Annotated in this window: 11 protein-coding genes; 8 read left to right on the plus strand and 3 right to left on the minus strand. The window is 44.6% G+C overall.

The features are described from left to right. The first annotated feature begins 233 nt into the window (after positions 1–233). From pnp to AB4493_RS11320, 4 genes are all read left to right on the plus strand, one after another. Entirely contained in the window at positions 234–2,354 is a 2,121-nt protein-coding gene (gene pnp / locus AB4493_RS11305) for a polyribonucleotide nucleotidyltransferase (protein WP_060982624.1), read from the plus strand. A 124-nt stretch (positions 2,355–2,478) separates the two neighbouring features. Then, entirely contained in the window at positions 2,479–3,402 is a 924-nt protein-coding gene (gene nlpI, locus AB4493_RS11310; RefSeq protein ID WP_048658156.1) for a lipoprotein NlpI, read from the plus strand. Positions 3,403–3,542: 140 nt separating this feature from the next. Next, positions 3,543–3,950, plus strand: coding sequence for a MarR family winged helix-turn-helix transcriptional regulator (locus AB4493_RS11315; RefSeq protein WP_009847536.1), 408 nt, complete (start codon positions 3,543–3,545; stop codon positions 3,948–3,950). Positions 3,951–4,039: 89 nt separating this feature from the next. Continuing rightward, positions 4,040–5,377, plus strand: coding sequence for an MATE family efflux transporter (locus AB4493_RS11320; protein ID WP_055319586.1), 1,338 nt, complete (start codon positions 4,040–4,042; stop codon positions 5,375–5,377). Positions 5,378–5,463: 86 nt separating this feature from the next. Here the strand turns inward: AB4493_RS11320 and AB4493_RS11325 are convergent, their stop codons facing one another. The 3 genes from AB4493_RS11325 to AB4493_RS11335 all read right to left on the minus strand — a co-directional run bounded on the left by AB4493_RS11325 (position 5,464) and on the right by AB4493_RS11335 (position 9,578). Next, positions 5,464–6,342: a U32 family peptidase gene (locus AB4493_RS11325; RefSeq protein WP_048668750.1), complete on the minus strand. Its 879-nt coding sequence runs from the start codon at positions 6,340–6,342 to the stop codon at positions 5,464–5,466. Positions 6,343–6,360: 18 nt separating this feature from the next. Beyond that, positions 6,361–7,374 carry a peptidase U32 family protein gene (locus tag AB4493_RS11330; RefSeq protein WP_017068227.1) on the minus strand — a complete coding sequence of 338 codons (1,014 nt, stop codon included), beginning with the start codon at positions 7,372–7,374 and terminating at the stop codon, positions 6,361–6,363. 164 nt (positions 7,375–7,538) lie between these two features. Further along, positions 7,539–9,578 (minus strand): EAL domain-containing protein, encoded by a 2,040-nt coding sequence (locus AB4493_RS11335; protein ID WP_372154984.1) that lies wholly within the window; start codon positions 9,576–9,578, stop codon positions 7,539–7,541. Positions 9,579–9,836: 258 nt separating this feature from the next. On the opposite strand from AB4493_RS11335, the gene AB4493_RS11340 reads away from it, so the two are divergent. From AB4493_RS11340 to rimI, 4 genes are all read left to right on the plus strand, one after another. Further along, complete coding sequence (locus tag AB4493_RS11340) at positions 9,837–10,364, plus strand: SCP2 domain-containing protein (RefSeq protein ID WP_029235120.1); 528 nt, start codon at positions 9,837–9,839, stop codon at positions 10,362–10,364. After that, positions 10,348–10,851, plus strand: a complete 504-nt coding sequence (locus AB4493_RS11345; RefSeq protein ID WP_017063279.1) for a GNAT family N-acetyltransferase — start codon at positions 10,348–10,350, stop codon at positions 10,849–10,851. The genes AB4493_RS11340 and AB4493_RS11345 overlap by 17 nt, the downstream gene beginning before the upstream one ends. Positions 10,852–11,049: 198 nt before the next feature. Continuing rightward, positions 11,050–11,448: a DNA polymerase III subunit psi gene (locus AB4493_RS11350; RefSeq protein WP_017063280.1), complete on the plus strand. Its 399-nt coding sequence runs from the start codon at positions 11,050–11,052 to the stop codon at positions 11,446–11,448. After that, entirely contained in the window at positions 11,441–11,896 is a 456-nt protein-coding gene (gene rimI, locus AB4493_RS11355) for a ribosomal protein S18-alanine N-acetyltransferase (RefSeq protein ID WP_372154985.1), read from the plus strand. The genes AB4493_RS11350 and rimI overlap by 8 nt, the downstream gene beginning before the upstream one ends. The last annotated feature ends 147 nt before the right edge of the window (positions 11,897–12,043 follow it).

The raw sequence follows: 12,043 nt of genomic DNA on the forward strand, positions 1-12,043 counted from the left end.
CTACGCCCGCCTATAGCGTTTTCAGCGTTTGGCAATCAACCTCTCAAGAGATTACAGTCACAGATGTCGGCCAATAGGTCGCGACTATTCAAAGGCGGATTTGGTCTTAATTCGGCGTATGAGCTCATACAAAGAGTCACCATCCTAAGTCCCTTTTCACTAGTCGCGATTGGTAATATCTTGAGTCATTATTCACTTAATCTAAAGTTTGACTTTAGAGCTAAGGATATACAATGTTTGAAAAACCAGTTGTAAAATCGTTCCAGTACGGTAACCACACCGTTACTCTAGAAACGGGTGTAATTGCACGTCAAGCTACCGCTGCTGTAATGGCGACTATGGACGATACATCAGTATTCGTTTCTGTTGTTGCTAAGAAAGAAGCTGTTGCAGGTCAAGACTTCTTCCCTCTAACAGTTAACTACCAAGAGCGTACATACGCTGCGGGTAAAATCCCTGGTGGTTTCTTCAAGCGTGAAGGTCGTCCATCTGAAGGCGAAACACTAACAGCTCGTCTGATTGACCGTCCAATTCGTCCACTTTTCCCAAGTGCGTTTAAAAACGAAGTTCAAGTTATCGCTACGGTTGTTTCTATCAACCCTGACGTAAACCCAGACATGATCACTATGATCGCAACGTCTGCTGCACTTGCTATCTCTGGTGCTCCATTCAATGGTCCTATCGGTGCTGCACGTGTTGGTCACATCGACGGCGAACTTGTTCTTAACCCATCAAATACTGAGCTTGAAAACTCTAAACTAGACCTAGTTGTGTCTGGTACAGAAGGCGCAGTACTTATGGTTGAATCTGAAGCAGATAACCTATCTGAAGAAGAAATGCTTTCAGCTGTTGTTTACGGTCACGACCAACAACAAGTTGTAATCAAAGCAATCAACGAGTTTGCTGCTGAAGTAGCAACTCCAGCTTGGAACTGGGAAGCACCAGCAGTTAACACTGAGCTTAAAGCTCAAGTTGCTGAACTTGCTGAAACTCGTCTATCTGACGCGTACCAGATCACTGAGAAAATGGCTCGTTACGAGCAAGTTGGCGCAATCAAGAACGACGTTGTTGAAGCTCTAATCGCACAAGACGAAAACCTAGATGAGCGCGAAATCCGCGGCATGCTTGGTTCTCTAGAGAAAAACGTAGTACGTAGCCGCATCATCGCTGGCAACCCACGTATCGATGGCCGTGAAAAAGACATGGTTCGTGCGCTAGACGTACGTACTGGTGTTCTTCCACGTACACACGGTTCTTCTCTATTCACTCGTGGTGAAACTCAAGCACTTGTTACTGCAACGCTTGGCACACAACGTGATGCTCAAATCATCGATAGCCTAATGGGTGAGAAGAAAGACAACTTCCTTCTACACTACAACTTCCCTCCATATTGTGTAGGTGAAACTGGTTTCGTTGGTTCTCCTAAGCGTCGTGAAATTGGTCACGGTAAGCTTGCTAAACGTGGTATCCAAGCAGTAATGCCTTCTGTTGAAGAATTCCCATACACAGTTCGTGTTGTATCGGAAATCACAGAATCTAACGGTTCTTCTTCAATGGCTTCTGTATGTGGTACATCTCTAGCGCTTATGGATGCTGGTGTTCCAATCAAAGCTTCTGTTGCAGGTATCGCAATGGGTCTTGTTAAAGAAGGCGACGATTTCGTTGTTCTTTCTGACATCCTTGGCGACGAAGATCACCTAGGTGACATGGACTTTAAAGTAGCAGGTACTAACGCTGGTATCACTGCACTTCAAATGGACATCAAGATCGAAGGTATCACTAAAGAGATCATGCAAATTGCACTTAACCAAGCGCAAGGTGCACGTAAGCACATCCTTTCTGTAATGGATGAAGCTATCTCTGGTGCTCGTGAAGATATCTCTGAATTCGCTCCACGTATCCACACAATGAAAATCAGCTCTGATAAGATCAAAGATGTTATCGGTAAAGGCGGCGCAGTTATCCGTGCTCTTTGTGAAGAAACGGGTACTACAATCGAAATCGAAGACGATGGCACAATCAAGATTGCTGCTACTGAAGGCGCAGCTGCTAAAGAAGCTATCCGTCGTATCGAAGAGATCACAGCTGAAGTTGAAGTTGGCCGCATTTACCAAGGTAAAGTTGCTCGTCTAGCTGACTTCGGTGCATTCGTTACTATCCTTCCAGGTAAAGATGGTCTAGTACACATCTCTCAAATCGCTGACAAGCGCGTTGAGAAAGTGTCTGACTACCTAACTGAAGGTCAAGAAGTTCCTGTTAAGGTTCTTGAAATTGACCGTCAAGGCCGTGTACGTCTAAGCATGAAAGAAGCAGTTGAAACGCCAGCTGAAGGCGAAGCACCTGCTGCTGAGTAATTCTCAGTGTGTCGATGGTGATATCGCTTTTTAGTGATTTCTAACCTATCGTCAACAAAGCATGTTATAAAGGGGAGCATATCGCTCCCCTTTTTTATTGCGGTCATAACAGGAGTAATTATTTGTGAAATGGTTTCAAACCGCGAGTATGTGTTTACTGCTTGTACTAACAGGTTGTGCGACAACATCAGATAACGCCTCACGTTGGGTTTATCCACCGATGGCAGTGCCACTGCAACCAAGCGTTCAGCAAGAAGTTCAAATTGCACGTCTTAGTCAGTTATTACAGCGCCCAGATTTGAACGATGAAGTTCGAGCTAAGATGCTGTTTGAACGTGGTAACTACTACGACAGTGTTGGCCTGCGTGATCTCGCGCGTCTCGACTTCAACCAATCTCTTTCATTGAACCCAGCTCAACCTGATATCTTCAATCTTTTGGGTGTTTACTTTACGCAGGTAGGGGAGTTTGATGCGGCTTATGAATCTTTTGATTCTACGTTAGAGCTTGATCCTGCAAACTCTTACGCAGAAAGAAACCGTTCTATCGCGCTTTATTATGGCGAACGTTACGACTTAGCTAATGAAGAGATGATGAAGCACTATGCCGATGATCCTAGCGATCCGTTTCGCGCTCTGTGGTTGTACATCATTCAGCATGAGCTAACGCCAGAGCAAGCTAAGCTTGATTTACAAAAACGTTACGAGAGTCGCGATGAGCAGTGGGGCTGGGTATTAGTCGCGATTATGCTTGATGACATTACTGAAGAGCAGGCTTTTAAGGCGATCTTAACCGGTACTCGTGACAACACGTTACTAGCGCAGCGTCTAACAGAGACGTACTTCTACCTTGCTAAGCGTTACCATATGAATGGTGACTACGCGAATGCGATCTCTTTGTACAAGTTGTCAGTCTCTTTCAACGTGTATGAATATGTAGAGCACCGTTACTCTTTCTTAGAGCTAAGCCGTATCTTCACCACGCTTAAAGCCGAGCACTTAGCACAAGTTAAGTTAGCTGAGGCTGAAGAAGAAGCCAGCGCTAAGTAAGCAATACATTTTGACTCCGAGAAGCCGCTGCCTGTCAGCGGTTTTTTTATGATCTTCATCTCGTTTTGATTGCTTTTTATTTAAACAACACTAAAATAGTTAGCCTTGCTAACTAAATGCTATTCTTTGATTGGGTGAGTATGCTAAACCAGAATTTAGAAAAGATTGAGCGTTTTGCTTCAAAGATATGGCGAACTCAGGTAAATGAAGATCCTATTTGCCAATTGAGCTTTAACGAGTATGACTATTTGAAGGTCATTCAATCCTCTCCTGAACCGATCCGATTGACTGATCTTGCAATTGAGATGCAGGTGACCAAGCCTTCAGCAACCACTATGGTTCAGAGACTAGAGAGAAAGGGGCTTGTTGAGCGTAAAGCTTCGCTCGAAGATGCGAGGTCTAAGTTGGTTGTACTGACCAGCAAAGCTGAAGTCGGCTTAGAAGAAGAAAGTAAGATCTATCAGGTCATGGCACAAATACTGGAAAGTCGTTTGTCTGAGCAAGAATCTCAGCAGCTAAACCTATTATTAAATAAAGCTTTGAAGTAAATAATTTAGATATTTAGTTAGCCTTGTTAACTAATTTTTCGAGTCATATCTTGTTGATATGCGACTCACAAATGAAAGTAGAGTAAGAAATGAGTAACTCAATTAGTCGTCAGTTTTGGCGATACACAATCCCTACCGTGGCAGCCATGTTGGTTAATGGCCTGTACCAAGTGGTGGATGGCATTTTCATTGGCCGCTATGTGGGGGCTGATGGACTTGCAGGTATCAATGTTGCGTGGCCTGTGATTGGTTCGATTCTCGGTATTGGTATGTTGGTGGGCGTGGGTACAGGTGCACTGGTCTCGATTCGCCAAGGTGAAAAAGATACTCAAGGCGCTAAGCAGATCTTAGCAACGGGCTTAACCTTGTTGTTAGCGATAACGCCTATTGTCTCCGCATTGCTGTTTTTGTTTGCTGATAACTTCTTGCTTTGGCAGGGCGCTGAAGGGCGAGTGTATGAACTTGGCTTGCAGTACTTACACATTCTGATTGGTGCTAGTGTCTTCACGCTAGGTTCGATCGCGATGCCGTTTCTACTGCGTAACGATGACAGCCCTAATTTAGCGACGATATTGATGATCGTTGGTGCTGTGATTAATATCGTACTCGATTACCTGTTTATCGCTCTGTATGGTTGGGAGTTGATGGGCGCGGCACTAGCAACAGCTATCGCACAATTTGTGGTAACGGGCTTAGGTCTGGCTTACTTCTTTTCACGTCGAGCAAATTTACGCTTACGTTGGAATGAGTTACGACTGAAGCTATCGGTTATCCCACAGATCTTCGCCATTGGTACATCAAGCTTCTTTATGTACGCTTATGGTTCGATGATGGTGGCGCTGCACAATGCGTTGTTCTCCCAATATGGCGACCAGTTGATGATTGGTGCTTACGCGATTTTGGGCTACATCGTGACGGTTTATTATCTCACGGCTGAAGGTATCGCCAATGGCATGCAACCTTTGGTGAGCTACAACCATGGTGCGCGTAACCAAGCGAACATTCGTAAGTTACTTAAGATTGCGATGCTGAGTTCGGTATTGATTGGTGTGGCGTTCGTGCTGCTTCTGAACGCATTCCCACGTGAGTTTGTATCAGTCTTTAACTCGGACGAACCTCAGTTAGTTGAGTACACAGTATTAGGTATTCGACTACACATGTTTGCATTGGCGCTTGATGGTTTCTTAGTGGTAGCGGGCGCTTATTACCAAGCGGTAAACAAGGGCAGCAAGGCGATGTTTGTAACGATAGGCAATATGCTGATCCAGTTACCTTTCTTGTACATTATGCCTAAGTTGTACGGTGTGCCGGGGATCTGGATTGCATATCCACTGTCTAATATCGCGTTGAGCGCGGTGGTAATGGTGATGCTCTACAAAGACGTAAAGAAGCTCGACGCCTCGCCGATGGAAACCGCAACGGCATAGGTCGATTTTCTTGAGACGAACTAAAAAGGTCTAGCATGTGCTAGACCTTTTTAGTTTTGAAAATCGCTTCGTTTTGAAAATAGTATTTAGATGTTTTTGACGTCTAAACCGGCAAGCTGATGCCAGTAACCATTACATTGGCGGCTTTCAATCTTCATCGGGTTTTGACCGCGTTCATTCGCTCTGAAGTTATTAATTTCAGAGAAGGTATCAACGCCGAGTGGGCTTAAGCGAACCACATCAACCAGGTCGTGCATGTTGGGTAAATCATTGACTAGGTTGTAGCAGTAGCCCGATTGGGTCTGGATACCATTAAGGTTGAATACTGATTGGCCTTCTTGGCTTTCTACTTGTAGCCCTGTTGGGTACTTGATACAGCAGGTTTCGCAATCGTCTTTAGCTTTGTTTTCAGCGCGAGCGGTAAAGCAGCGTGCTGAGTAAGCAAGCGGTAGGTAGCCGTGGCTAAATACTTCTACTTCGAACTTATTACGAATATTGATTTCTTCGCACTGGGTCATTACGTTACTTAACCATTCGCGAGAAAGCTCAACCGGCATACACCAACGCGTCATACCTTGTTTCAAGAACAAGTTCAGCGTGCGTGCGTTGTAGGTGTTCACCGCAGGACCAACCACGAAAGGGACTTTGCTTTCGCTGGCCAGTTGAATTGCAGACACGTCGTTTGCTTCAATCGCGAAGTCACCGTTATCGATGTACTTCTTCATGATGTTGACTTCACTTGGCGCTTCGAGCAACGCCATGGTCGACAGTACCACTTGCTTACCTGAAGCAGACAGCTCTTTAGCGATGTCCATCCAGTGTTTTGCTTTCATCTCACGACGCTTTGAACACACGGCTTCACCGAGATATATGATATCAGCAGAGCTTGATTTCGCTTGCTCATAGAAGCTTTCAACGTCTTGTTTTGGCCAAAAATAAAGTAGAGGGCCTAATGCGTATTTCATTGAGTTCTCCATTTGGCTCTATTGCCATTTACGATGATAAGCGCCAAGCGTGGTTTGTGTACCTTCCGATACATTCGCCAGTGTCGCATTCCAAGCTTGTTCTACTTGGTATTGTTCAGGATTTGCTAAGTAGCGGTCGATGGCTGCGCGCCACGTACGAGTAACTTGCTCTACATAAGCAGGGCTACGCTGACGACCTTCAATTTTCACTGAAGCAACATTGGCAGCGAAAAGCTCTGGCAGCATTGATAGCGTGTTTAGGCTGGTTGGTTCTTCAAGTGCGTGATAGCGCTTACGTTCACCATCGATCTCTGCTTCAAAGCGGCCTTTACACAGCGTTGGGTAACCTGCGTTCTCACCTGCTTCATATTTATCGATAAGGATTTCGTTCAAGCGAGATTCGAGGCCTGTTTCTGTTTCTTGCCAGCGAACGTATTTCGCAGGAGAGCAAGCGCCAACCGTATTTGGTGATTCGCCAGTCATGTATGAAGAGAGGTAGCAACGACCTTCTGCCATGATGCACAAACTACCGAAAGCGAATACTTCAAGGTCAACGTCAGAAGTGATATTACGAGAAAGCTGTTTGACCTGATGGATCGATAATACACGCGGCAGTACCACACGCTTAACATTGAAGTTTTTATGGTAGAAGTCGATAGCAGCGGCATTGGTCGCTGATGCTTGTACCGATAGATGCAGTTCTAGATCTGGATATTTGTTTGCTGCGTACTCAAGCACCGCGATGTCTGCGATGATCAGTGCATCGACACCTAGCGCAGCAGCGTTGTCTACGGCATTGGTCCAACGGTCGAAGCCATTTGGGTGAGCAAACGTGTTTAGGGCAACATGAATTTTCTTGTTGTGGTCATGCACATACTGCACAGCACGATCGAGCTTTTTACCCGCAAAGTTTAGGCCTGCAAAGTGTCGGGCATTGGTATCGTCTTTGAATCCGATATAGACAGCATCCGCACCACAATCAATAGCGGTTTTCAAAGCAGGTAAGTTACCCGCTGGGCATAAGAGTTCCATTTGCTCACTACCAGTAGAATTGAGTTGAAGCGAGCATTTTATGAAGAATTGTGAATGACGGAATTGATGTAAGGCAGGTTTAGATGGATAAATCTGCTTTTACTCCGTTTGAGGTACTGACGAGTGACCGTTTTACATGTTGGCTTGGTTTAAATATGAGGTACTTAATTTTTATGGCGGCGGTTTTGGGCAAACAACTCTTCGACATCTTGTTTTGGTTGCGGACGGTAGAAGTGGAAGCCTTGAATCGAACTACAGTTGAGATTAGACAGCAGAGTCGCTTGCTCACTAGTTTCGACACCTTCAGCAACCACAGTTAAATCGAGAGACTTACCCAGGTTGATGATGTTTTCAATTACGGTGATTTGCTTTGGTAGGGTATCGATATCGGAGATGAAAGCACGGTCTATCTTTAGCTCATCAATTGGGAAGCGAGCAAGGTAAGACAGTGAAGAGTAACCAGTACCAAAATCATCGATGGAGAGAGCAAAGCCAAGTTTCTTGATGGCGTTAAGCATTTGAAGTGTGTGTTCACTATCACTCATTACCGCGCTTTCCGTTAGCTCAAACGTAATCGCACTTGGATCAAGCTCGGTCGAACGCAGCAATTTTTCCATATAATCAATCAGCTTTGGGTTACCAAACTGTTCTGGAGATAGGTTGATCGCGACACGACCTGGAAGGATACCTTGCATCTTCCAGCGCTTAACCGTAGCAAACACTTCACGCATTACCACTCGGCCAAGTTGTTCAATAAGTCCAGCTCGCTCTGCCACAGGAATGAACGCAGCAGGACTGATATAACCTTCGACAGGGTGCTTCCAACGTACTAGAGCTTCAGCGCCGTTAATGGTGAAGTCACGGGCATTGACCTTAGGTTGATACCAAACCTCAAGTCCATTTTGTTGCAGCGCCTTTTGTAGCTCTATCTCAAGCCACAGTCGCATGCGCGCTTCTTTGTTCATCTGTTCGTTGAACTTGATCAGGCGGTTGCGACCACGATCTTTGGCTTCATACATTGCTGTGTCTGCATTTTGCAGCAAGATACGAGCATCAGTCCCATCTTGAGGAAAGCTCACGCTACCAATTGAGCAGGCTAAGCGTTTGCTAAAGTGGTGAAGATCGAAGGGTTGGTTGATAAGGGATATGATCTTTTCAGCGAGCATTTCAGGTGTTCGCTGATGTTCAGGTTCTGGCAAGATAATACCAAACTCATCCCCGCCTAAATGCCCAATCACGGCCTTACGAGGCAGTAAGCGTTTAAGGCGCGAAGCGACCTCTTTTATCACCTTGTCACCGATGTGATGACCAAGTGAGTCATTGATATTCTTGAAGTTATCAATGTCTAAGTAGAGCATCACCACCGGCGTATCGTTGTGAATGAACTGCTCAAGACGCTTAGTAAACCCAACTCGGTTGTAGAGCTTGGTCAGTGCATCGATGTAGGCATCTTCACTGTTTGCCGGTGTGTATTGTTTTGCGGTTTCTTGTGCGTCTTGGATAAGCACCAACTGAGTGTTGCTTCCAAGAACAGTGGTGGAGTCGATGTTGAGCTGAACCTTACGTTCAAAGCCGCATCGTGCACCCGTTAAGCAAACCAAACCAGACTCAGAAATAATAGAGCTGAGGTTATTATTGAAGACTGTTTTGGTTTGTTCATCGATAAATAGGCGTCCCAACTCTTCACCAATTAACTCTGTGGTTGAGTTAAAGCCAAGCAAGCGCGCTGCTGCTGGGTTAGATGACAAGATGTAGTCACTTTCAACGAGCAGTAATCCATCTGGAAGTAGTTGAGATAGTTTGTGGAATTTGGCTTCGGATTCTTCTAAAGAACGGACAAGTACTTGGTTTTCTGATGTGTCGAAGGCGTGAAAGACGATGTAGTCGGTTTTGTTGCCATTGGTAAGCGGAGATAGGCTGAAATGAAGGCTGGTATCGAGGTCTGTTTCGTTGAGGGTGACTTCGGCCTCAATCGTTTCGCCACTGAATGCACGCTCATAGTAAGGCTTGAGATGTTGGTAGAACTGTTCGCCCAATGTTTGGCGATCATTCATGCCTGCAAGCTCTGGTTGACTCAAACCAGCAATATCGCAGTAACGCTCATTCACCATAAAATAGTTATGTTGAGCATCAAGTACTGCAAAAAAGAACGGACTATTTGCAGTTAGCTGGGTAAACCAATGTTGTAGTTGTTGGGGAGGCATCAAAGTACTACCAATTCTCCAAGAGCTTGAATATTCACTATCGATAAATATTTATTACTTTTTGTGTGGCTATCGATATTTACCTGTGAGTGCAGCGATCCGCTGTAATTCTCATTACCTGAGTTACTATAACTGTGATTTTCAGGATATTAAAGGTCGAGTATCAAACAGAAGTTAATTTGATACATAACAGTAACTGAGATCTCAACATCATCTATGATGCATTCCATATTATTGACAAAGTTACGGATAAGTCACGTGATAAACAAGATTCGCACTCAACTAGTTCAAAATGCCGCATCAATTTTGCGATCTCCAGTCCAGTTATTGCCTAAAACAGTACAAAAAAGAGCCTTATTGGAGGCGCTTAAGAATGTATTCAAGGAAGCTTTAGAGGACGGTGACTTTGAGTTTTTAGAAGACAAATGGCTGAAAGTCTCAATAAAAGACATGGGGTTAAGTTGGTGTATTAGCTACAAAAATGAGCAACTGGTTGTAGCTGATAAAGAGGTGGTTGAAGATGTAAGCTTTAGCGGCAATCTTAACGATCTTGTGTTGATTGCGGGGCGTAAAGAAGACCCAGATACGCTTTTCTTCCAACGTAGACTGTCTATTGAAGGCGATACCGAGCTCGGTTTAGAAGTTAAAAACTTGATGGATAGCGTAGATTTGGACTTATTGCCGACTCCTATGAAAACTTTGTTAAATCAATTAGCTGATTTTGTGCAGAAGGGAGTACAATCCCCAGATACACAAAGTGAGGTAATGAATGCTTATTCGAACTGAAGCACCGGCAGATATACTTGTCATTGATCGTTTATTGAAATCTGTTTTTGAAACAGATGCAGAAGCTAACTTGGTTATGAGCTTGCGTGAGAATAGCCATTTAACGCTATCGCTGGTGGCTTGTTCTGATGAAGGCGAGGTGGTTGGTCACCTGATGTTTAGCCCTATCACTCTTGATGGCGACGATCATAACTGGCAAGGGCTTGCGCCTCTCGCTGTGAAAGAAGAGTTCCGCAACCAAGGCATTGCCAAATCTCTAGTTGAAGATGCGTTTTCCACTTTGGTTGATTTTGGTTACCCAGCTTGCGTTGTGTTGGGTGACCCTGCTTATTACAGCCGCTTTGGTTTCAAGGCTGCGAGCGAGTTTGGCCTGAGTTGTGTTTGGGATGTGCCTGAAGGTGCTTTCCAAGCGATTGAATTGGTAAACGGTGCGTTTGCTGGACATGCTGGTGAGATTGCTTACAGCCCCGAGTTCAACGACTTATAAGCTGATTTATCACGCAACAAGATACAAACTGATTTAGTCTAAATAAAGGAGCTTGATGCTCCTTTATTTTTTGTTAGTATCAGCCCTGCTCTAATAAGCGCTCTTTCAATAGAGGCAGCTTTCACAAAACTAGTTCTAACAAACTTCTGGTTTCAATAAACTTTGGCTCCAATAAACTTAAGGTTACTACCGCTAGATATGTCACAAACACACGCGCAATACCTACATGAGATGGGCATTAGCCAATGGGAACTAAGTCACCCAGAGCGTTTAGCAGGTTATGAATCTGAATTGACTCCGCTCTCGAGCGATTGCAAGTTACTGTTGGTTTCGCCTGAAAAACCTCAGGAAGATCTCGCCGTGATGTTTGAGCGAGTACTCAAAAGTATCAAGCTCGACTTATCTCAGGCTTTACACCTTCAACCGCAACACTTGTCTACTGTGGATTTAGGTTCGGTTGAGTGGATATGGTTTGCTGGTTGTGAGTCGGCTCAAGAGCTGAAGGCTAAAACACTTCAATCGCCATTACTGTCTGACATTAACGGTAACAACCAACACCGCCGCGACTTATGGCAACAAATTTGTGCTTATGACTAATCAATTTTTACCGACTTCACAACAACACCTAGACGCCATTTGGAAGATAGAGCAGGCCGCGCATTCTTACCCTTGGTCTGAAAATATGATCCGAGATCTTGATAGCCGAGGCGCTTGTCATCATGTCCTTGAAGTTGATGGACAAGTGGTGGGCTATTTCTTCGCGCAAAACATCGTTGGCGAAGTCACATTGCTTAATATCGCGGTAGACCCAAGCCAGCAAGGCAAAGGGTATGGAAAAGCGTTAACGGAACATTTCCTTGATATGTGTGAGCAAGCTGACGCGGAAAGTGCTTGGCTAGAAGTTCGCGAAAGTAATGTGAACGCGTTTAATCTTTACGAAAAGGCAGGCTTCAACGAAGTTGATCGCCGTCGTAACTATTATCCAACTAAACAAGGCAACGAAGATGCCATCATTATGAGCTATCTTTTTATGTCTTTTAGCTAGTCATGTTACGTCTTTTCGCTAACTAGATAGCTAATCACAAAATTAGCCAAAAAATAGGGTGTAAACTGACCCTTTAGAAAGTGATACGCTTTCTGTATAATCCGCACACAGAATTCAAGGGCAAGTATTATCTACTTGCCCTTTTTA

Origin of the sequence: Vibrio sp. 10N.222.55.A1, assembly GCF_041473835.1 — a bacterium.
GTDB lineage: Bacteria > Pseudomonadota > Gammaproteobacteria > Enterobacterales > Vibrionaceae > Vibrio > Vibrio crassostreae_C.

Coding starts and splice junctions, on each gene's coding strand:
- AB4493_RS11320 (WP_055319586.1), top strand. CDS start 4,040: ATGAGTAACTCAATTAGTCGTCAGTTTTGGCGATACACAATCCCTACC.
- AB4493_RS11345 (WP_017063279.1), top strand. CDS start 10,348: ATGCTTATTCGAACTGAAGCACCGGCAGATATACTTGTCATTGATCGT.
- AB4493_RS11330 (WP_017068227.1), bottom strand. CDS start 7,374: ATGGAACTCTTATGCCCAGCGGGTAACTTACCTGCTTTGAAAACCGCT.
- pnp (WP_060982624.1), top strand. CDS start 234: ATGTTTGAAAAACCAGTTGTAAAATCGTTCCAGTACGGTAACCACACC.
- rimI (WP_372154985.1), top strand. CDS start 11,441: ATGACTAATCAATTTTTACCGACTTCACAACAACACCTAGACGCCATT.
- AB4493_RS11335 (WP_372154984.1), bottom strand. CDS start 9,578: ATGCCTCCCCAACAACTACAACATTGGTTTACCCAGCTAACTGCAAAT.
- AB4493_RS11350 (WP_017063280.1), top strand. CDS start 11,050: ATGTCACAAACACACGCGCAATACCTACATGAGATGGGCATTAGCCAA.
- AB4493_RS11315 (WP_009847536.1), top strand. CDS start 3,543: ATGCTAAACCAGAATTTAGAAAAGATTGAGCGTTTTGCTTCAAAGATA.
- AB4493_RS11325 (WP_048668750.1), bottom strand. CDS start 6,342: ATGAAATACGCATTAGGCCCTCTACTTTATTTTTGGCCAAAACAAGAC.